At 69.5% G+C, this 19,207-nt stretch carries 19 protein-coding genes; 9 read left to right on the top strand and 10 right to left on the bottom strand.

Going from position 1 to position 19,207, the window contains the following annotated elements; all coding sequences use genetic code 11:
* The first annotated feature begins 1 nt into the window (after position 1).
* Positions 2-562 (top strand): cupin domain-containing protein, encoded by a 561-nt coding sequence (locus ABIC63_RS08100; RefSeq protein WP_354319356.1) that lies wholly within the window; start codon positions 2-4, stop codon positions 560-562.
* 28 nt (positions 563-590) lie between these two features.
* Here ABIC63_RS08100 and ABIC63_RS08095 read toward each other — a convergent pair whose 3' ends face one another.
* The 10 genes from ABIC63_RS08095 to ABIC63_RS08050 all read right to left on the bottom strand — a co-directional run bounded on the left by ABIC63_RS08095 (position 591) and on the right by ABIC63_RS08050 (position 10,464).
* The gene (locus ABIC63_RS08095) at positions 591-1,286 is read right to left on the bottom strand and encodes an ABC transporter ATP-binding protein (RefSeq protein ID WP_354319355.1); all 696 of its coding nucleotides are present in this window, start codon (positions 1,284-1,286) and stop codon (positions 591-593) included.
* On the bottom strand, positions 1,283-2,326 hold the full coding sequence (locus ABIC63_RS08090; protein WP_354319354.1) for a branched-chain amino acid ABC transporter permease: 1,044 nt from the start codon (positions 2,324-2,326) through the stop codon (positions 1,283-1,285). Before ABIC63_RS08090 ends, ABIC63_RS08095 begins: the two co-directional genes overlap by 4 nt.
* Positions 2,326-3,198 (bottom strand): branched-chain amino acid ABC transporter permease, encoded by an 873-nt coding sequence (locus tag ABIC63_RS08085; protein ID WP_354319353.1) that lies wholly within the window; start codon positions 3,196-3,198, stop codon positions 2,326-2,328. Before ABIC63_RS08085 ends, ABIC63_RS08090 begins: the two co-directional genes overlap by 1 nt.
* A gap of 37 nt (positions 3,199-3,235) precedes the next feature.
* Entirely contained in the window at positions 3,236-3,934 is a 699-nt protein-coding gene (locus tag ABIC63_RS08080; protein ID WP_354319352.1) for an ABC transporter ATP-binding protein, read from the bottom strand.
* A 102-nt stretch (positions 3,935-4,036) separates the two neighbouring features.
* On the bottom strand, positions 4,037-4,852 hold the full coding sequence (locus ABIC63_RS08075; RefSeq protein ID WP_354319351.1) for an SDR family NAD(P)-dependent oxidoreductase: 816 nt from the start codon (positions 4,850-4,852) through the stop codon (positions 4,037-4,039).
* 11 nt (positions 4,853-4,863) lie between these two features.
* The gene (locus tag ABIC63_RS08070) at positions 4,864-6,075 is read right to left on the bottom strand and encodes an ABC transporter substrate-binding protein (RefSeq protein ID WP_354319350.1); all 1,212 of its coding nucleotides are present in this window, start codon (positions 6,073-6,075) and stop codon (positions 4,864-4,866) included.
* A gap of 243 nt (positions 6,076-6,318) precedes the next feature.
* Positions 6,319-7,479: an acyl-CoA dehydrogenase family protein gene (locus ABIC63_RS08065; protein ID WP_354319349.1), complete on the bottom strand. Its 1,161-nt coding sequence runs from the start codon at positions 7,477-7,479 to the stop codon at positions 6,319-6,321.
* Between the two features lie 48 nt (positions 7,480-7,527).
* Positions 7,528-7,959, bottom strand: coding sequence for a Zn-ribbon domain-containing OB-fold protein (locus ABIC63_RS08060; RefSeq protein WP_354319348.1), 432 nt, complete (start codon positions 7,957-7,959; stop codon positions 7,528-7,530).
* Positions 7,956-9,149: a thiolase family protein gene (locus ABIC63_RS08055; RefSeq protein ID WP_354319347.1), complete on the bottom strand. Its 1,194-nt coding sequence runs from the start codon at positions 9,147-9,149 to the stop codon at positions 7,956-7,958. The genes ABIC63_RS08060 and ABIC63_RS08055 overlap by 4 nt, the downstream gene beginning before the upstream one ends.
* A 58-nt stretch (positions 9,150-9,207) precedes the next feature.
* On the bottom strand, positions 9,208-10,464 hold the full coding sequence (locus ABIC63_RS08050) for a CaiB/BaiF CoA transferase family protein (RefSeq protein WP_354319346.1): 1,257 nt from the start codon (positions 10,462-10,464) through the stop codon (positions 9,208-9,210).
* Between the two features lie 94 nt (positions 10,465-10,558).
* Between ABIC63_RS08050 and ABIC63_RS08045 the strand changes: the two genes are divergently transcribed.
* From ABIC63_RS08045 to ABIC63_RS08010, 8 genes are all read left to right on the top strand, one after another.
* Entirely contained in the window at positions 10,559-12,253 is a 1,695-nt protein-coding gene (locus ABIC63_RS08045; protein ID WP_354319345.1) for an FAD-dependent oxidoreductase, read from the top strand.
* Positions 12,254-12,409: 156 nt separating this feature from the next.
* Positions 12,410-13,726 carry a Rieske 2Fe-2S domain-containing protein gene (locus ABIC63_RS08040; RefSeq protein WP_295381243.1) on the top strand — a complete coding sequence of 439 codons (1,317 nt, stop codon included), beginning with the start codon at positions 12,410-12,412 and terminating at the stop codon, positions 13,724-13,726.
* A gap of 9 nt (positions 13,727-13,735) precedes the next feature.
* Positions 13,736-14,542 carry a FadR/GntR family transcriptional regulator gene (locus ABIC63_RS08035; protein ID WP_354319344.1) on the top strand — a complete coding sequence of 269 codons (807 nt, stop codon included), beginning with the start codon at positions 13,736-13,738 and terminating at the stop codon, positions 14,540-14,542.
* Positions 14,539-15,516: a Bug family tripartite tricarboxylate transporter substrate binding protein gene (locus tag ABIC63_RS08030; protein WP_354319343.1), complete on the top strand. Its 978-nt coding sequence runs from the start codon at positions 14,539-14,541 to the stop codon at positions 15,514-15,516. Before ABIC63_RS08035 ends, ABIC63_RS08030 begins: the two co-directional genes overlap by 4 nt.
* Before the next feature lie 11 nt (positions 15,517-15,527).
* On the top strand, positions 15,528-16,751 hold the full coding sequence (locus ABIC63_RS08025; protein ID WP_354319342.1) for a thiolase C-terminal domain-containing protein: 1,224 nt from the start codon (positions 15,528-15,530) through the stop codon (positions 16,749-16,751).
* A complete protein-coding gene (locus ABIC63_RS08020; protein ID WP_294376164.1) occupies positions 16,748-17,203 on the top strand; it encodes a Zn-ribbon domain-containing OB-fold protein in 456 nt (151 codons plus the stop codon). The genes ABIC63_RS08025 and ABIC63_RS08020 overlap by 4 nt, the downstream gene beginning before the upstream one ends.
* Positions 17,204-17,239: 36 nt before the next feature.
* Positions 17,240-17,959, top strand: a complete 720-nt coding sequence (locus ABIC63_RS08015; RefSeq protein WP_354319341.1) for a nitroreductase — start codon at positions 17,240-17,242, stop codon at positions 17,957-17,959.
* Between the two features lie 139 nt (positions 17,960-18,098).
* Positions 18,099-19,067 (top strand): Bug family tripartite tricarboxylate transporter substrate binding protein, encoded by a 969-nt coding sequence (locus tag ABIC63_RS08010; protein ID WP_354319340.1) that lies wholly within the window; start codon positions 18,099-18,101, stop codon positions 19,065-19,067.
* Positions 19,068-19,207: the final 140 nt, after the last annotated feature.

The raw sequence follows: 19,207 nt of genomic DNA, 5'->3' as shown, positions 1-19,207 counted from the left end.
CATGAATCAGACATCCACGCCCGCTTCCTCCGCGGAGCGCAAACCAGCCGGCCCGGTCCGGATCTTCCGGGCCATCGACGCACCGGAGCTGTTCGAGTCGGGCATCATGGCCATGCAGCCCCCGCCACCCGAGCGCGCGCCGCTGGCCGACACGTTTCGCCGCGCTGCGGAACTCGGCACCCACGGTCGGGTGCTGTTCCGCGACGATCGCCCCGGCGGCTTCAGCCTGGTCTATGCCTGGTTCAAAAGCGGCTACCCCCTGCCCGTGCACTCGCACGACAGCGACTGCCTGTACTACGTGGTTGCGGGCGAACTGCGCTTCGGCCGCGAGACACTGAAGGCTGGAGATGGGCTGATGGTGCCGGCCAACGCGCCCTATGCCTATGTGGCGGGTCCGCAGGGCGTGGAGGTGCTGGAGTTCCGTCAGGCAGCACAGTTTGACTTCGTGATACGTCCCAGCAGCCCCGCACGGTGGGAGGCAGCAGCGGCCATCTGCCGCTCGCAGTTCGAGCACTGGCAGACCGAAGCGCCGCCAACGCGCGAGTCCCTGGGCATCGGCTGAAGCCGCCCCTGCGCGCGCAGGCCCTCGATCAGAACGCGAGCGCTGCGCGGTGCTGCTCGGCGTCGATGTCGCGGGTTGCGCCGCGCGCGATGATCTCGCCCTTGGCCATCACCACGAAGCGCTCGCTTACCCGCCGCACGAGGCTCAGGTGTTGCTCGACGATCAGCAGACCGGTGCCGGCGGCGCGTACCGCCACGAAGATGCGCGCCAGTTCGTCCACCATGACCGGGGACAGGCCTTCCGATGGCTCGTCCAACAGCAACACGCGCGGGTTGGCCATCAGTGCTCGGCCAACGGCCACCATCTGTTGCTGCCCGCCGCTGAGTGCCGTCCCGGGGCGCTCCCGCCGCTCGTGCAGCACAGGAAACAGCGCATAAATCCGCTCCAGCGTCCAGTGCCCGCGGCGGCCGCCGGCCGCGCCCAGCAGCAGGTTCTCGCGCACGCTCAAGTGCGGCAGGATCAGGCGGCCTTGCGGCGAGATCGACACGCCGTGCTGGGCGGCCAGGTAGCCAGGCCGGCCCTGCAGTGGCACTCCGTCCACTTCGATGGTGCCGCGGCGGATGACAGTCCCACCGAAGAAGGACATCAAAAGCGTGGACTTGCCAGCGCCGTTCTTGCCGACCACCGCCAGCGCTTCGCCCTCCTCAATGCCGAGGTCGATGCGCCGCAGGATCTCGGACTGGCCATAGCCAGCATGCAAGCCTTCGATTTGGATGAAGCTCATGGTCGGACACGTCGTGGTTGGCGCAGCCTGCGCAGGAATCCGATGGCGCCGTCAGGGAAGGCGACGATCGCGGCCACGACACCGATGCCCGTTAGCAGTTCCAAGTGGCCGCTGGCGCCAAAGGCGTCCTGGCCCAGCACATAGAGCACTGCGCCGAGCACCGGCCCCAGCACGCTGCTGGCGCCCCCGACCAGCATGGCCACCAACGCATTGCCGCCGGTGACAAAGTCCAGTAGTTCAGGCGAGGTGAAGGCCGAATGCAGCGCCGTGAGCACACCGGACACCGCGGCAATGAAGCCGGCGAGCGTGAAAGCGAAGAGACGCGGCCAGAACGTGCCGAAGCCGGAAAATCGCATTCGCTCCTCGTTGGCACGGATGGCGCGCAACACCTGACCGGTGCGCGATCGAGAGACCGCCCATGCCAGCAGCATGACGCCGCACAACGCGAGCCACGCAACGGGCCAGAAGCGCTCGGGCCGCGCGAGCTCGGCCGCACTGATCCCGAAGAGGCTGCCGGTCAGTGTCATCGGCAGGCCATCGTCGCCGCCCGTCACGTCGCGGTACTGGGTCAGCTTGACCATGGAGTGCAACATCTGCGCGAGCGCCAGCGTCAGCATGGCGAAGGGCAGCGGCCGGGCACGCACGATCAAGGCCCCGATCAGGGCCGACAGCCCGCCCGCCGCCGCCAGCGCGAAGACGACCGCAGCGCCCACGCCCCAGCCGAACTGCATGACGGCGATGGCAAACAGGTAGGCGCCGCTGCCGCTGAAGCCGGCGACGCCAAACATGACCAGCCCGCACTGATGGGCCAGGAAGCCCAGGGCCACCGCGGCAATACCCAGGATGGCCGCCTGGATGAGCAGCGACAGATGGAAGCTGCTGGACAGTACCAGCGGGAGGAATGCACCGAGCACGACGATGCCCGCGATCGCGAGAGCCGACAAGGCCCGGGCCACCAGGCCGCCTGGCGCCGACGGCCCGGATCTGTTCGCAAGGGGGACCTTGACGGCCGGCACGGCGGGAGTCGCAAGGGTTTGCATCACGCCACCCTCCCGCGACCGAAGCCCTGTGGTCGCCAAAGCAGCACGAAGAACAACAGCAGGTACGGCGCCGTGACGGCCAGAGTGGGCGACAGCACGCCACCGATGACCTGTACGAAACCATAGACCACCGCAGCCCCGATCGCACCCCCGATGCTGCCGAGCCCGCCGACCACCACGACGATGAGGCAGGTCACCAGAATCGAGGCGCCCATGCCCGGGTCCACCGACAGGTAGGGGCCCGCCAACACGCCCGCCAGGCCGGCGAAGCCCGTGCCCAGGCAAACCACCAGCGCGCCCAGCCGGTCGGTGTCCACACCCATCATGCGGGCCACCTCCGGCTGGCTGCTGACGGCACGCACATGCATGCCCGAGCGGGTGTATTGCAACCAGCCCGCGAGCGCGGCACAAGTGCCGAAGCCGACGACGATCAGGAACAGGCGGTAGGCTGGATAGGGCTGACCCAGAAGCGCGACCGTGCCCGCCAGGGACGCAGGCGCCGACATCGACAAGGGCGCCGAGCCCCAAAAGTAGATGACAGTCTGCCCAAGGATCAGAGCCAGGCCGAAGGTGATCAGCGCCAGGTCCATGTGGCTGCGCCGACGCAAAGGCCGCAGGACGCCGTATTCGAGAGCGAGGCCGACCAGCGCCAGGAGCGGCGGCACGAGCAGCAGCGCTGCCCAGAAGCCAAGCCGCGCACTCACGCTGTAGGCAAGGTAGGCACCCAGCATGTACAGCGCGCCATGGCCGAAATTCATGATGTCGCGCAGACCGAAGATAAGCGCGAGCCCGCTCGACAGGATGGTTAGCAGCGAAGCCAGCGCCAGTGCGTTGGCCAACTGCGGCAGGCTCAGGAATTGACTGATGTCCATGAAAGCTCCCGGTGATGGTGGGCGGGCCGGCCGCCGCTCATGCAGCCGTGCCCAGGTAAGCCGCGATGACGCGAGGGTCGGCGCGCACCTCGGCGGGTGTGCCGCTGGCAAGCAGGCATCCCTGGTCCAGAGCCGTGATCGAATCGCAGAAGCGGAACACGGCGTCCACGTCGTGCTCCACCACCACCGCCGTCACCTCGCGTTCGCAAACCAGCGTCGCCAGGTGCTCGAACAGCGACACGGTCTCGGCGGTGGAAAGGCCCGCAGCGGGCTCGTCCAACAGCATCAGGCGGGGCCGTCCCACCAGCGCCAGAGCGATGTCCACGCGGCGCTGGTCGCCGTAGGCGATGCCGTCCGCCCGCTCGTCGTAGACCGCGCCAAGCTGCAGCGTGTCCACGATGCCATTCAAGTTCGGCTCGTTCAGTTGCGAAGCCACCAGTTCGAGCTGCTCGCCCACCCGCAGGTCGGGAAAAATGCTGGTCCGCTGAAACGAGCGCGACATGCCGTGCCTGCGGCGCCAGCCGACCGAGCGGTGTGTCACGTCCTGGCCGTCCACGTGCACCCGGCCGCCCGTGGGCCGGCGCCTTCCCGTGATCGCATCCATCAGCGTGGACTTGCCCGCGCCGTTGGGGCCGATCACGCCGTGCAACGTTCCCCGGCGCGCCACTTCCAGGCTGACGTCGTCGAGGGCCTTGAAGCTGCCGTAGGCCACGCTCAGCCGATCAACGCGCAGCATGCCGAGCCCGTTCCTGCAGCAACGTACGCGCCGGCGCCGCAGCGCTACGGGTCTGCGGTGCGGCTGCGGCCATGAGACGCTGATGCATCGCCGACCTCTCGCTCACGCCTGCCCCCTCAGGAAAGCCGATCCAGCGTACGCCTCGCCACGCCGCTGCCGGAGCGTCGGATAACTGCGCGCACGCAGCCCCCCGTCGATGTAAACCGTTTCGCCGCTGATGTAAGCAGCCTCTGGCGAAGCCAGGTAGGCGACCAGGCCCGCGATCTCGGCCACCTGCGCCGGACGGCCGGCTGCGATGTTGTCGAGGTAGGCGGCAAGCGCGCCCGACGTCTGCAACAGGGCCGCCGTGGCCGGCGTCTCGGTGAGGCCAGGCCCGACGCCGACGACGCGGATGCCATGCGCCGCCAGCTCCAGCGCAGCCACTTGGGTGAACATCACGACGCCGGCCTTGGCCGCGCAGTAAGCGGCCAACCCCTCCGCCGGCTGTTCGGCGTTGGTCGAGGCGATGTTGACGATGACGCCGCCGCGGCCCTGGCGCAACATCTGCCGGGCCTGGTGCTTGGTGGACAGGAAGACGCCCGAGAGGTCCACATCCATTACCCCGCGCCACTGCTCCAGGGTCATGTCGACCACTTCGGCTGCGGCGCCATAGCCAGCCGCGTTGACGGCCACGTCCACCCCACCGAAATGGCCAACCGCGTCGGCCACGGCGCGGGCGACCGCGGCCTCCTCCCGAACGTCCGCGGTCAGGGCCAGGCCAAGGCCACCCAGTTCGGTGCTCACTGCCCGCGCCTGCTCGGAGTCGCGATCCACCACCGCCACCCGGGCGCCTTCGTCGGCCAGGCGGCGCACCACGGCGGCACCGATGCCGGAGCCGCCGCCGGTCACCAACGCCGTCAGGCCGTCGAAGCGCCTCATGGCCCGCGCGCTCACAGCTTGCATTCCGGGCTGGGTGGCGGCATGACGACCGAGGCGGGCTCCACCGCCCGCAGCGCGGGGACGGCTTGGCCATCGGCGCCGCGCACGATCTGGGCGAGCACCATGGGACGCGACAGCTGATGATCGGACGCGCGCATTTCGACACTGCCAAGAATGGTGTTCGCCTTGAGGCTTGCCAGCGCCGCCCGGACGGCGGCGACATCGGTGGACTGCGCCTTCTCGATCGCGGCACGCAGCAGTTCATAGACCTGGTACTGGTCCGCTTCGATGTAATACGGCGGCCGCTTGAAGCGGGCCTCGAAGGCCTTCACGAAGGCCGCATTGCGCTCTCCCGGCATCGAGGCCAGGTACGACTGGGCGACATAGGTGCCCACGGTGGAATCGCCCTGTGCGCCAAGCACCACTTCATTGGTGAACTGCAGCGCCACCACCGTCTTGAACTTGGCGAACAGGCCGAATTGCTGCTGCTGCTTGGCGAAGCTGATGGCGTCGTTACCCAGCACGACCACGCCCAGACCGTCGGCCGGCTTGGCGGCCAACTGACTGATCATGCTCCCGAAGTCGGCCGTTGCCGTTGGCGCGAACACCAGGGTCTGCAGCGTGCCGCCTTGCTCCTCGACCAGTGCCTTGAAGCGCTTGGCGAAACTGTGGCCGAAGGCGTAGTCCGGCACGATCAGGTTCCAGGTCTTGCCGCCAGACTTGGCTACCGCAGGGCGCAGCACGTTGACCGCCATGCTGTCGTTGACGGTGGTCCGAAAGTAGTTAGCCTGGCAGTTCTTGCCAGTCTGGTCGTCGCTCGATGTGGTCGCGTCGATCAGCAGGGCGTCCAGCGCACCTAGTTTCGGCCCCAGCGCCAGTACGGCCGCGCTGGTATTGAAGCCGGTGAGGAAGGCGGTGCCGTCCTGCTGCACCAGCTTGGTCGCAGTGGCAATCGCGCCGGCCGGCGTGCCGGAATGCGAGCGCGTCACCAACTCGAACTTGCGCCCGAGCACGCCGCCCTGCGCATTGATCATTTCCACCGCAAGCTTGGCCGGCTCGGTATAGAGCGGCTGGATGAAAGCCAGGGGGCCCGAGTCCACCAGCATGACGCCGACCTTGATGGTGTCGGCGGCACGCACTGCGCCGTGGAATGCCAGCGCGGCCATGGCTCCCAGCAGAAGTCTCCTGATCATCCGAACCTCCTCACAGAGGCTCAGCAGCAACGCGCTGCATTTCTTTGCCCCGGCTTCATTGCCGTGGACTTTATATTAATGGTTCGACCATTGGATTGGTGTTGGCCCTAGTTGCCGAAGCTCCACTGGCCGGATGCGAAAGACCACACAAGCTTGCAGAAGCCGTGGGCCAGCACGGGCCGGGGGCGGATCCGCTCAACCTGCCCGGAGCCGGGGCGTCCAAGGCGAAAAAAAAGGGGCGTGCGCCCCTCGTGATGGACCAGGCCGAGGCTCTCAAGCCAGGTCCATCTGCTTGGCCAGGATGTTGCGCTGAATCTCGTTGGTGCCGCCACCGATGGGCCCCACGCGCGAGTCGCGGAAGAACATCTGCATGTCGTATTCCATCGAATAGCCCGCGCCGCCCATGATCTGCATGCCGATGTCGGCGCACTTGAAGTTGTTGTCGGTGGCGACGATCTTGGCGATGGAGGCCTCGGTCACCGCCGGGCTGCCCGAGTCCAGCACGTCGGCCGCGCGGTAGACCATCTGGCGGGCCGTCTCCGACAGGATGAGCATGTCGGCCAGCTTGTGCTGGATCACCTGGAACTGCGAGATGGGCTGGCCGAACTGCACGCGGTCCTTAGCATAGTCGCGGGCGTACTCGGTGATCTTGAAGCAGTGTCCGGCCGAGATGGCGGCCAGGCCCAGGCGCTCCAGGCCCAGGCAGCTCATGATGTTCTTCCACGCACGGCCTTCGCCGCCGAAAAGGTTCTGCGCCGGCACGCGCACGTTCTCGAAGAACACTTCGTTGGCATGCGAGGTGCGGCGGCCCAGCATCTGCAGGGGCCGCACCGTCACACCGGGCGCCTTGGCGTCGACCAGCAGCGTACTGATGCCCTGGTGCCGGCTTGCGCCATCGCGGTCGGTGCGGGTGATCACGACGAAGTAGTCCGCCACATGGCCGCAGGTGATCCACACCTTGTTGCCGTTGAGGATGTAGTCGTCGCCCTCGCGCTGCGCGAAGGTCTTGACGCCGGCCACATCCGAGCCGGTGCCGGGCTCCGACATACACAGCGCCAGCTTGGCCTTGCCCGCGATGATGCGGGGCACCAGCTCCTTCTTCATCTCGGGCGAGCCGAACTTGGCAATGTGCATGCCCGCGTAGACGGCCGAGGTGGTGATGGCCTGGGCGATGCCCGTGTAGTGGTAGCCCATGGCCTCCAGGAAGATGGCGATGTCGCGGTAGGAGCCGCCGGTGCCGCCCAGCTCTTCGGGATAGAAGAGGCCGATGTAGCCGGCATCGGCCAGCGCCTCGTAGGCTTCGAGCGGGAACTCGCGCGCCTCGTCCATCTTGCGTATCTTCTCCCAGGGCAGGTGGCGGCCCAGCAGATCGAGCACGCCCTCGCGCATCATGCGCTGGTCGTCGGTGAGGCCGGTGGTGTTGAACAAGCTCATGGCTTTCTTTCTCCTGTGTATCGAGTGGGTTGACGGTGAAGGCCGTGCTCAGCCGAGCGGACGTGCTGCGAACAGTGGGCCGTCCCGGTACTGCAGCACCACCATCTCCATGGCCTGGCCGATGGCCGGCGGCCGCTGCGGGTCCTCGACCAGGCGGCAGGCCAGGCGCAGACCATCGTGGAGGTCGACGATGCCGCAGGCATAGGGCGCCTCGGCCGCGAACACTGCGGGCGCGGCGTGGATACGCGTCCACGAATAGAGCGTGCCGGTGCGGCCCAGCGGCGTCCACGCCACGTCGGTGGACCAGCAGTGCGGGCATACCGGCTTGGGCGGAAAGGTCTGGCGCTCGCAGGCCTTGCAGCGCGTGCTCATCCAGCGGCCTTCGCGCAGCGCCTGCCAGAAGGTGGCGGTGAATTCGGACTCGCGCGGCGGGTAGGCCCGGTCTTCGGCGACGGGGAGTTGGGGCAGCGGCGGCGTCATTGCACGGCCTCCATGATGTGGATGAGGGCGGCGTTGTAGTTGCCCAACTCGCCGGTGGCCAGGCCGAAGCGGGCGTTCTTCACCTGCCGTTCGCCAGCCCGGCCGCGCAGCTGCTCGGCCAGTTCGACATAGTTGTAGAGCGAGGTCACATAGGCGGGATGCCCGCGGGAGGTGAGGCCGCCCGAGGTCGAGATGGGAATCCGCCCACCCAGCCGCGTCTGACCCTCGGCCGCAGCCCGCGCGCCCTGCCCGCGCGGCAGCAGGCCGATGGCCTCGCTCACCAGCACCTCCACGATCGTGCAGGGCGCGTAGAGCTCGGCCAGGTCGAGCTGCTCCGGGCCGATCCCGGCCTGGTGGAAGGCGTCCTGCGCGGCCTGGCGTGCCGCGGTAAAGCCGATCATGTCGTTGGGCACGTCGCTGATCTGGTGCGAGCCGTCGTGGCAGAAGCCGCGGCCACGCACGAGCACGTAGGGCCGGCCGAGCGACCTGGCGACCTCTTCGCTGGCCAGCACCAGGCAGGCGGCGCCATCGCCGCGCGGCGGCACCTCGTAGAGCCCCAGCGGCTCGACGATGGGGCGCTGGGCCACCACCTCCTCCAGCGTGATCGGCTTGCGGAACTGGGCCAGCGGGTTGAGCGAGGCATGGTGCCGGTTCTTCACCGCCACCGACGCGATCTGCTCGCGTGTCGCGCCGTGCTCGTGCATGTAGCGCATGGCGTCCATGGCGTACCAGGCAATGGGCGTGAAGCCGGCGGAGGTGTGGAAGTCCACGTCGCCGGTGGTGCGCATGCTGCTCATCATGTGCTCGGTGGCCGACACCGCGCTTTCCATGTTGATGCCCAGGGCCAGCGCCACATTGGCCCGGCCCAGCAGGATGTCGTTGCAGGCCTGGTCGAACGCCAGCGCCGCGGTCATGCCATTGCCCATGACCTCCATCACATTGCCGCGGCAGGCCAGCCGCAACTGGCCCATCAGGAAGGTGTGGAAGTACTTCTGGCGCGTGTAAGGCCGCGGCAGGGTGAAGACCAGGCTCTGGATGTCCTGCTTGTCGACGCCGGCGTCGCGCACGGCCTCGACCACCAGGCGGGTCATGATCTCGTGCTCGAGCGTCTGCAGAGCCACGTCGTCCGCGGTCTGGTGGCGGCCGACCGGAATGGCGCTGGCACCGACGATGGCGACGGCGCGGCTCATGGGAAAGCCCCCCGCGCAAGGCGCTGCGGGCTTTGCGCCTGGGTGCGACGAAGCGCGCTCATGCTTGGGGCTCCAGGGCAGGTGCGCCGAAGGCACCGGCCGCGCGCAACGCCTCGATGCGTTCTTCGTCCATGCCCAGCGTGTCTGCCAGTACGGCCTCGGTGTCCGCCCCCACGGCCGGTGCCGCCCGCTCGACCACGGCCGGCGTGCGCGACAGCCGCAGCGGCGTAGCCACGTTGGGTACCCAACCCTTCACCGGATGCGGGATGCGCGTGACCAACTGGCGGTCGCGCGCCTCTTCGGAGGCCAGGGCCTGCGCCAGCGTGCGCACTTCGCCCGACGGCACGCCGGCCGCGCGCAGCCGCGGCTGCCAGTGGCGCCAGGGATGCTTGCCGAACTCGGCCTGCATGACGTCGAACAGGTAGTCGCGCTGCTGCAGGCGGTTGGCGCGCTTGGAGAGCACGGGGTCGTGCGCGATGTCCGGCCGCTCCAGCACCTGCTCGAAGAGCCGCACGAAGATGCCGTCGTTGCCGCAGTTGATGTAGAAGGGCATGTCCTGGCACTGGAAGACGCCCGAAGGGCAGGTGTCCGGGCTGGTGTTGCCGTTGCGCTGCGGCTCGTAGCCGGTGGTCAGGTGCTGCATGGCGCCGAAGCCAGTCATCAGCACTGCCGTGTCGAACAGCGCCACCTCCACGAACTGGCCCTGGCCGTCGCGGGTGCGCGCCATCAGCGCCAGCAGGATCGCATTGGTGGCGGACATGGCGGTGGCCACGTCCATCACCGCGGCCCCGCTGCGCACGCCCTGGCGGTCGGCATAGCCGTTCATCGAGATGAAGCCGCTTTCGGCCTGGGCAATGGGATCGAAGCCCAGCCGGTCGGCATGCGGCCCCGTGCGGCCATAGGCCGACACCGAGCAGTAGATGAGCTTCGGGTTCAGCCGCGCGCAGCTGTCGTAGTCGAAGCCGAAGCGCGCCATCACGCCGGTGGAGAAGTTCTCCACCACCACGTCGGCCGTCTCGATGAGGGCGCGCACCACCTCGCGGCCCGCCTCGGACTTGAGGTCCACGCCGATGCTGCGCTTGTTGCGGTTGGTCCAGATGTAGGGCGCGCCCTGAGCCGGCAGCTCCGGATCCATGGGCGGGTAGTAGCGGAAGTCCTCCCCCTTGACCGGCGCCTCGATCTTGATGACGTCGGCACCGAAGTCGGCCAGCGTCATGGTGGCCAGCGGCCCGGCCACGAAGTGCGTGAAGTCCACCACCCGGATGCCCGCGAGCGCCTGCGGCGTGCGCGCTGGGGGCACCGGCTGCTCGGGCAAGGCGTTGATTCTTGCTTGATCGAACACTGTCCGTCCTCGAAAATGTGTATGGTTCTACCATTCTTGCACAAGCTCGCCGCGAGGCAATCGGTAAATGACCCTGGACATCCCTGAGACGGAAGCGGACCTGCTGGTGATCGGCGCCGGCGCCGCAGGCATGACGGCCGCGCTCGTCGCCGCGCTGGAGGGATTGCGCGTTGTGCTGTGCGAGGCCACGCAGCAGGTGGGCGGCACCACCGCCACTTCCGCCGGCACGCTGTGGATTCCGGGCAATCCGCACGGCGTCGCCGCGGGCCATGGGGACACGGTGGACGCTGCGCGCACCTACCTCGATGCATTGATCGGCGAGCCCGACCACGACGGCCGGCGCGAGGCCTTTCTGGGCAGCGGACCCGCCATGCTGCGCTACCTCGAAGCGCGCACGGCCGTGAAGTTCGCCAGTGCCGGCATGCATCCGGACTACCTCCCGCACCAGCCCGGCGCGGCCGTCACGGGCCGGGCCGTCTCTCCCCTGCCCTTCGATGGGCGGCTGCTGGGCGCCGACTTCGGACGCGTGCGCCCACCCCTGGCCGAGTTCATGGTGCTGGGGGGCATGATGGTCGGCAAGGCCGACATCGCCGCCCTGGTCGGCCGCTACCGCTCATGGCGGGCCTTCGTCCACAGCGCGCGGCTGGTGCTGCGCCACGTCCGCGAGCGCATCCGGCATCCGCGCGGGGCCCGATGGGTGATGGGCAATGCCCTCGTGGGCCGGCTGCTGCACAGCCTGCGTGCGGCGGGCGTGGAGCTGCACTTCGGCACCCGGCTGCGCGGGCTCGAGATGGAAGGCGGGCGCGTGGTGGGCGCACGCGTGGAGGCACATGGCCAGACGCGGGTGATGCGTGCGCGCCGGGGCGTCGTGCTGGCGACGGGCGGCGTGGGCCATGACGCGGCCTTGCGGCATCTTCTTGCGCCGCAGGGGCCGACCATGCTCGCGCTCGCGGCCGAGGCGGTGCGCGGCGACGGACTGGGTGCGGGTCGCGCAGCCGGGGCGGCTCTCACCTGCCTGGAGCGGCCATTCCTCTGGCAGCCGGTGTCGGTGGTGCACCGCAAGGATGGTTCGACCGGGCTCTTTCCGCACCTGTTCCTGGACCGGGCCAAGCCCGGCCTGATCGCCGTGGACGGCCAGGGCCGCCGCTTTGTGGACGAAGCGGCCTCGTACCACCATTTCGTCGAAGGCATGGTGCGTGCGGGCGCGGTGCCCGCCCAGCTGGTGTGCAGCACCGCCTTCATCCAGCGCCACGGGCTGGGCGCCATTGCGCCCGGCACGCGTGACCTGCGACCTTGGGTGGCGCGCCGCGCGCTGGTGGTGGCGCCGACGCTCGATGCGCTGGCGCAGGCACTGGGCCTGCCGGCCGCCACCCTGGCCGACACCGTACAGCGCCACGACCACTGGGCCCGGCTTGGCGAGGACCCGGATTTCCACAAGGGTGCCTCGGTGTTCGACCGCTTCAACGGCGATCCGGCGCATGCACCCAATCCCTGTGTCGGGCCGGTAGGGCCGGGACCGTATGCCGCCATGGCGGTATGGCCCGGGGATTCGGCGTCGAGCGCCGGACTGGCCACCGACGCCCAGGGCTGCGTGCTCGACACGCACGCTCGCCCCATCGGTGGGCTCTATGCCTGCGGCAACGATGCGGCCTCGCCGATGCGGGGCCACTATCCCGGCCCCGGCACGACGCTGGGACCAGGCATGGCCCAGGCCTATCGCATCGCGCTCCACGCCAGCGCAGCGCGCCGCGGCAGCAGTTGAGGCGGGGGCCGGGGCCCGCACAAGGTGCCGGCCCGCGCTCCTTCTGCGCGCCTCGCGCCGAGGCGCTTGACGTGCCAAACGAGTTCCATAGAATTGGTTCTACCAATTTGGATCAACCAATCTAATCCGGCCACCCTACCCCGGCCCACGAACGCCATGCTCTCCCGAGAAGACAACGAAACCCTCGTCCGTGTCGGTCCCCAGACGCCCATGGGCCAGTTCATGCGGCTGTACTGGATTCCCTTCCTCAAGTCCTCGGACGTCGCGCCCGACGGCCAGCCCTACCGGGTGCGTCTGCTGGGCGAGGAGCTCGTCGCCTTCCGCGACAGCAGCGGCCGCGTGGGCCTGGTGGCCCAGGCCTGCCCGCACCGCGGCGCGCCGCTGGTCTTCGGCCGCAATGAGGCCGACGGACTGCGCTGCGTCTATCACGGCTGGAAGTTCGGCGTGGACGGCCGCTGCCTCGACATCCCCGTCGAGCCGGCCGGCAGTCCGATGTGCAAGCGCATGCGCGTGACCGCCTATGCGGTGCGCGAGCGCAACGGCATGCTGTGGGCCTACATGGGCCCCGACCAGGAGAACCCGCCCGAGCTGCCCGCCGTGGAATGGAACCTGGTGCCCGAAACGCAGGTGGCCATCTCCATGCGTGTCCAGGAGTGCAACTGGCTGCAGGCCCTCGAAGGCGAGATCGACTCCGCCCATGCCGCCATCCTGCACGGCCGCGTCGATGTCGGCGGCACCATCAACCAGTGGAAGCAGGGCGCCGACCTCACGCCCACCTTCGAATGCGTGCAACACGATGCCGGCGTGAGCATCGCCGCGCGCCGCAAGACGCCGGACGGCCAGAACTACGTGCGCGTCAACCAGTTCATGCTGCCCTTCTGGACGCTGGTTCCGCCGCAGGCCCAGTTCCCCGACCTCAGCGGCCATGCCTGGGTGCCCATCGACGACGAGCACACGCTGTGCGTGATGTTCTCGTACACGCCGGCCCAGCCGTTCTACGAAAAGACGCGTCAGGTCTTCAAGAACGGGCATGCCGGCCGCGAGACCGGCCATCACTCCGAGGGCGCCTACGAGAAGCGGCCGGTGACCGAGCCGTATCACACCTACTGGAGCCGCTTCAACCGCGGCAATGCCTACCACTTCGACTACGCGCAGCAGGTCAGCAAGTACAACGCGGGCATGCCGGGGCTGTGGATCCAGGACGCGGCCTGCCAATCGGGCGTGCAGCCCATCTACGACCGCAGCCAGGAGCACCTGGGCACCAGCGACAGCGGCATCGCGCGCACCCGGCGCGTGCTGCTGGAGGGCGTGCGCCAGCTGAAGGCCGGCACGCCGCCCGTGTCGGCGGCAGAGCCCGGGCTGTTCATGAAGCGCGCGGTGTCCATCACCATTCCCGCCGGCGGCGACTGGATGACGCTCGGCGGCGATCACATGCGTGCCGAACTGGGCAAGGACTTCGGCTACACGCCCTGAGCCGTCCTCATGCCCGACCCGCGCACCGCCATCGAGCCCATGCACGCGCGTGGACCCCAGGCACCCGCGCGCCCACGCGACGGCGGCGGCCAGATCGGCACGGTGATCTCCGGCGTGCTGGCCTATCTGCGCGAACGCAGGCTGCAGCCGGGCGACCGCCTGCCTTCGGAACGCGACCTGGCGGAGAGCCTGGCCGTGGGACGCAATGCGGTGCGCGAGGCCCTGGCCATCCTCGGCACGCTGCGGGTGGTGGACTGCCGCCCCAACTCGGGCGTCTACCTGCGCCACATGGGCCGCGACAGCAGCTTCGAGGCGCTGGTGATGCTGGCCGACATGGGCGCCACGCCCACACCCACCGAGGTGGCCGAGACGATGGAGGTGCGCGCCCATCTCGAACTGCTGGCCGCCGGCCTGGCCTGCGAGCGCCGCACCGAGGACGACCTGCAGCGCATGGAAGGCATCCTGGCCCGCACCCGCGGGATCCTGGCGGGTGGCGGCAACATCGCCGAGGCCGACAGCGAGTTCCATCTTGCCCTGGTCGAGGCGACGCACAACTCGGTGCTGGTGCGCGTGCTCAACGCCTTCTACCGTTTCACCGCATTGCGGCGCGAGGCCCTGTTCCGTGACCTGGCGCAGGGCCAGGCCTCGGAGCAGGACCACCGCCAGATGCTGAGCCACCTGCGCGCGCGCAGCGCACCCAAGGCCCAGGCCCTGATCCTGCGCCACATGCAGCGTGCCCGACGCTACTGGACCGACCGGCTGGCCGATGCCGCGCCGGCCCCTTCATCCCAAGAACATTCCGGAGACGCCCCATGACCCTCGCCCCTTCCAGCCGATTCAGCCGCCGCGCAGCCCTGGCCGCCGTCAGCCTGCTCGCCGTCGGCGCGGCCTTCGCGCAGCCCTATCCCAGCAAGCCGATCCGCATCGTCGTGCCCTATGCCGCCGGGGGCAGCACCGACCAGCTGGCGCGGGCCATCCAGCAGCCGATGAGCGAGTTCCTGGGCCAGCCGGTGATCGTCGACAACAAGCCCGGCGCCGGCGGCACCATCGGCGTGGACAGCGTCGCCAAGGCAGCGCCGGACGGCTACACGCTGGTCTTCGGCAACAGCGGCCCCAACGCCATCGTCTCGCTCATGCGCAAGGTGCCCTACGACGAGCTCAAGGACCTGCGGCCGATCTCCACCGTGGCGATCACGCCCATGATCCTGGCCGTGCCCACCGACAGCCCGGCACGCACGCTGAAGGACTTCATCGCCTACGCGCGCAAGGAGGGCCCGGCGCTCAACTTCGGCTCGGTGGGCAACGGATCGCTGTCGCACCTCACCGGCGCCTACTTCAACGAGCTGGCAGGCACGCAGATGCAGCACGTTCCCTACAACGGCGGCGCGCCCATGACCACCGCCTTCGTCGGTGGGCAGATCCAGGCAGCCTTCGTCACGGGCCTGGATGGCGCGACGCTGCTGGCCTCGGGCCGCGTGCGCTACCTGGCCGTGGGCACCACGCAGCGCAGCGAGGCGGTGCCCGAGCTGCCGCCCATCGCCGAGGTCGTTCCCGGCTTCGAGAGCGTGGCCTGGTTCGGGGTGCTGGCCCCACGGAACATCCCCGACGACGTGGCGGCGCGGCTGAACGCGGCCGTGCGGGCGGCGGTGGAACGACCCGAGGTGCGGCGCCTGTTCGCCGAGCGCAAGGTCGAGGCGCGCAGCAGCACGCCCGAGCAGCTGGAGCAACTGATCCGCAAGGAGGCGGCGCAGTGGGGCCCGGTGGTGCGCAAGGCCAACATCCAGATGTGAGCGGCACCCCCATGCAAGCGCACACGCGCCGGGCCGGCGCCACCGCTGCGGCGCGCGCCACCCGCACGCTGCGCGGGCAGGTGGCGGTCATCGGCATCGGCGAGGGCGGCTACTGGCGCCATGGCCAGTCGCCCGACCCCGAATTCAAGCTGGCCCTCAAGGCCATCCTGGCCGCCTGCCAGGACGCCAGTCTGGACCCGCGGGACATCGACGGCTTTGCCTCGTATGGCGACGACCGCAACGACGCCTCGCGGCTGGCGACGGCCCTGGGCATCCACCGCCTGCGCTCGGCCACGATGCAGTGGGGCGGCGGCGGTGGCGGCTGCTGCGCCGCGGTGGCCAATGCCGCCGCCGCCATCACGGCCGGCATGGCCGACTGCGTGGTGGTCTTCCGGGCCCTGGCCCAGGGCGAGCACGGGCGCTTCGGCCAGGTGTCGGGCGTGTCGACCATCTCGGGCGAGAAGGCCTACCTGATGCCCTACGGCGTGCTGGCCCCGCCGCAGCGCTTCGCCATGCGGGTGCAACGCTTCATGCACGAGCACGGAGTGCAGCAGGCGGCGCTGCGCGCCATCGCCCTGGCCTGCTACCACCATGCACAGGCCAATCCGCGCGCGCTCATGCACGGGCGGCCGCTCGATGCCACCCGGTACGACGCTTCGCGCTGGATCACCGAGCCCTTCCACCTCTTCGACTGCTGCATGGAGAACGACGGGGCCGCGGCGCTGGTGCTGGTCGCGGCAGAGCGCGCACGCGACTTCGCGGCCGAGCCGGTCTACCTGCTCGGCGCCGCGGCCGGCGCACCGCACCGCGCCGCAGCCACGGCCCACAACGCGCCCGATTACGGCAGCGCCGGCTACGCCGCCGTCGCCGAAGACCTGTGGCGCATGGCCGGCCTGGGGCCCTCGGACGTGGGCTCGGTGCAAAGCTACGAGAACTTCACCGGCGGCGTGGTCATGGCGCTGGCGGAACACGGCTTCTTCCGGCCCGAGGAGGCCAACGACTTCCTCACCCTCGACAACCTCGTCAGCCCCCATGGCCGGCTGCCCCTGAACACCAGCGGCGGCAACCTGGCCGAGTGCTACATGCACGGCCTCGAACTGGTGCTGGAGGCGGTGCGGCAGGTGCGCGGCACCTCCACCAGCCAGGCACCGCGGCGCGATGCCGCGCTGGTGATCGGGGCGCCCATGGTGTCGCCGGTGAGCAACCTTCTGTTGGGATCGGAGGCCACGCTGTGAGCGAGACCTCGATCCCGCCGCTGCCCGCCGGCCTGCCGATTCCCGTGTCGGAGCCGGACGGCCTCTCGGCCCCGTACTGGCAGGGTCTGTGCGAAGAGCGGCTGCGCGTGCAGCGCTGCACGCACTGCGGCACGTGGCAGTTCGGCCCCGAATGGATCTGCCACCACTGCCATGCCTTCGACCCGGCGTGGACCGAGGTGCCGCCGCAGGGCGTCATCCACAGCTGGACGCGGGTGTGGCATCCGGCGCACGCGGCCCTGCGCGGGCACGGCCCCTATCGCGTGGTGCTGGTCGCGCTGCCGCACGCTGGCGGCGTGCGCATGGTGGGCAACCTGCTGGGTGACCCGATGCAGGATGTCGCCATCGGTGCTGCGGTGCAGGGCGTTTTCGCGCACCATCGCGACGCGCAACCTGCGTTCTCGCTGCTGCACTGGCGGCTGTGCGAGCGGTAGTCACCGAACCCTGCCCCTTCACTGCAACATCTCTCCATGCCCATCGACCCAGCCTCCACTCGTGGCGAGCCTGCGCCCGCCGCCGCCGAGCCCGCCCTGGCCCTCCAGGCCCTGCTCGACCAGCGCTACAGCTGCCGCGGCTTCCTGCCGCAGGAGGTGCCCCGCACCATCATCGAGCGCATCCTCCAACTGTCGCAGCGCACCGCCTCGTGGTGCAACGCCCAGCCCTGGCAGGTGGTGGTAACCCGCGGTGCGGCCACCGAGCGCCTGCGCGAGGCGCTGCTCGCGGCGCAGGCCCAGCCGCCCCAGCCCGACTTTCCCTGGCCGCGCGAATACCACGGCGTCTACCAGGCACGGCGCCGCGAATGCGGCCTCGCGCTGTACGACGCCGTGGGCGTCGCCAAGGGCGACCGCGAGGCCTCGGCCCGGCAGGCGCTGGAGAACTTCCGCTTCTTCGGCGCACCGCATGTGGCCATCGTGACCAGCGACGAGGCGCTGGGCGTGTACGGCGCGGTGGACTGCGGCGCCTTCGTCTCCAATTTCATGCTGGCCGCCACCAGCCTGGGCGTGGCCACCGTACCGCAGGCGGCGCTGGCCTCGCGCGCCGACGTGTTGCGCGCGCAGCTGGGCCTGGCGGCCGACCGGCGCGTGGTCTGCGGCATCTCCTTCGGCTTTGCGGACGACACGCATCCGGCCAACGGCTTCCGCACCACGCGCGCGGGCTTGGACGAAGTGCTGACCTGGGTAGAAAGCTGAGCGCCTGCGGGCACAGGCCAGGGCGCCTTGTGCTGCGGTCTCCCCTCATGGCAGGGCGTGGGCCGGGTGGCATGATCCCGGCCCGGCCTCCGGCCGGTTCCTGAAGCATTCCAACACCTAGACAGACAGGACCCTCGCCATGACTCTCGCCCCTTCGCGCCGCCGTGCGCTGCTCGTCGCCCTCTCCACCGGCCTGCTGGCCGCCGGCGCCTCGGCGCAGCAATGGCCCACCAAGCCGATCCACTTCGTCGTGCCCTTCTCCGCCGGTGGGGCCAATGACCTGATGGGCCGCGCGGCGGCCGACGGCGTCTCCACGGCGCTGGGCCAGCCGGTGGTGGTGGACAACAAGCCCGGCGCCGGTGCCATGCTGGGCACCGACGTGGTCGCCAAGAGTGCACCGGACGGCTACACCTTCCTGATCAGCGCCGCAGGTGTGGTCTCCAACAGCATGATCCGCAAGGTGCCCTACAAGGACAGCGACCTGGTGCCCGTGGCCATGATCGGCCTGGCACCTTCGGTGATCGTGGCGCCTGCCAACTCGCCCTACAAAGACCTGAACGACTTCGTGAACAAGTCCAAGCAGGGTCAGGGCCTGCACTTCGCCACCGCAGGGACGGGCAGCACGCCGCATTTCGTCGAAGGCCTGCTGGAGAAGAACTACGGCGCCAAGCTGGATGTGGTGCCCTACAAGAGCGGCTCCGAGTCGATCACCGCCGTGCTCAGCGGCCAGGTCGACGCGACCTCCGAGGCCAGCATCGTGGTGCTGCCCTACATCAAGGCGGGCAAGCTCAAGGCGCTCGCCACCACCTGGACGCAGCGCATCTCGGCCTACCCCGAGCTGCCGACCGCGGTGGAGCTGGGCTTCAAGGACATCCGCATCGCTCACTGGGCCGGCGTGCATGCACCGGCAGGCACGCCGCCGGCCATCCTCGACAGGATGGCCGAGGCCGTGGACAAGGCCATGAAGGACCCGGCCACCGTGCAGCGCCTCAAGGGCATGGGCATCGAACCCATCGGCGGCACGCGCGCCAGCTTCGTCAAGTTCGTCGACGAGGAGCGGGACCGCCTGGGCGCGGTGGTCAAGGCCACCGGCATGAAGGAAGAGTGAGCGTGGCGGCCGGCCCGCGCCGGCCAGCCTGAACGGCGTCTGAAACGCACGGTCAGGAAGGATTCACGGCGGACTCCTAGCATCCGCCGCCATGCTGACCAACCATTCCCGGGCGCCCGTTCATCCAGCGTTCACGCGCC

The sequence above is a fragment of the Pseudacidovorax sp. 1753 genome (assembly GCF_040544975.1).
In the GTDB taxonomy this organism is placed as follows: Bacteria; Pseudomonadota; Gammaproteobacteria; order Burkholderiales; family Burkholderiaceae_C; genus Xenophilus.
The sequence above is the reverse complement of the archived record's forward strand: the minus strand, read 5'-3'. Positions and strand labels throughout refer to the sequence as shown.

What these genes read in the sequence shown, in the direction of transcription:
- ABIC63_RS08100 (WP_354319356.1), top strand. Translation starts at nt 2, where the DNA reads ATGAATCAGACATCCACGCCCGCTTCCTCCGCGGAGCGCAAACCAGCC.
- ABIC63_RS08095 (WP_354319355.1), bottom strand. Translation starts at nt 1,286, where the DNA reads ATGAGCTTCATCCAAATCGAAGGCTTGCATGCTGGCTATGGCCAGTCC.
- ABIC63_RS08090 (WP_354319354.1), bottom strand. Translation starts at nt 2,326, where the DNA reads ATGCAAACCCTTGCGACTCCCGCCGTGCCGGCCGTCAAGGTCCCCCTT.
- ABIC63_RS08085 (WP_354319353.1), bottom strand. Translation starts at nt 3,198, where the DNA reads ATGGACATCAGTCAATTCCTGAGCCTGCCGCAGTTGGCCAACGCACTG.
- ABIC63_RS08080 (WP_354319352.1), bottom strand. Translation starts at nt 3,934, where the DNA reads ATGCTGCGCGTTGATCGGCTGAGCGTGGCCTACGGCAGCTTCAAGGCC.
- ABIC63_RS08075 (WP_354319351.1), bottom strand. Translation starts at nt 4,852, where the DNA reads ATGAGGCGCTTCGACGGCCTGACGGCGTTGGTGACCGGCGGCGGCTCC.
- ABIC63_RS08065 (WP_354319349.1), bottom strand. Translation starts at nt 7,479, where the DNA reads ATGAGCTTGTTCAACACCACCGGCCTCACCGACGACCAGCGCATGATG.
- ABIC63_RS08060 (WP_354319348.1), bottom strand. Translation starts at nt 7,959, where the DNA reads ATGACGCCGCCGCTGCCCCAACTCCCCGTCGCCGAAGACCGGGCCTAC.
- ABIC63_RS08055 (WP_354319347.1), bottom strand. Translation starts at nt 9,149, where the DNA reads ATGAGCCGCGCCGTCGCCATCGTCGGTGCCAGCGCCATTCCGGTCGGC.
- ABIC63_RS08045 (WP_354319345.1), top strand. Translation starts at nt 10,559, where the DNA reads ATGACCCTGGACATCCCTGAGACGGAAGCGGACCTGCTGGTGATCGGC.
- ABIC63_RS08040 (WP_295381243.1), top strand. Translation starts at nt 12,410, where the DNA reads ATGCTCTCCCGAGAAGACAACGAAACCCTCGTCCGTGTCGGTCCCCAG.
- ABIC63_RS08035 (WP_354319344.1), top strand. Translation starts at nt 13,736, where the DNA reads ATGCCCGACCCGCGCACCGCCATCGAGCCCATGCACGCGCGTGGACCC.
- ABIC63_RS08030 (WP_354319343.1), top strand. Translation starts at nt 14,539, where the DNA reads ATGACCCTCGCCCCTTCCAGCCGATTCAGCCGCCGCGCAGCCCTGGCC.
- ABIC63_RS08025 (WP_354319342.1), top strand. Translation starts at nt 15,528, where the DNA reads ATGCAAGCGCACACGCGCCGGGCCGGCGCCACCGCTGCGGCGCGCGCC.
- ABIC63_RS08015 (WP_354319341.1), top strand. Translation starts at nt 17,240, where the DNA reads ATGCCCATCGACCCAGCCTCCACTCGTGGCGAGCCTGCGCCCGCCGCC.
- ABIC63_RS08010 (WP_354319340.1), top strand. Translation starts at nt 18,099, where the DNA reads ATGACTCTCGCCCCTTCGCGCCGCCGTGCGCTGCTCGTCGCCCTCTCC.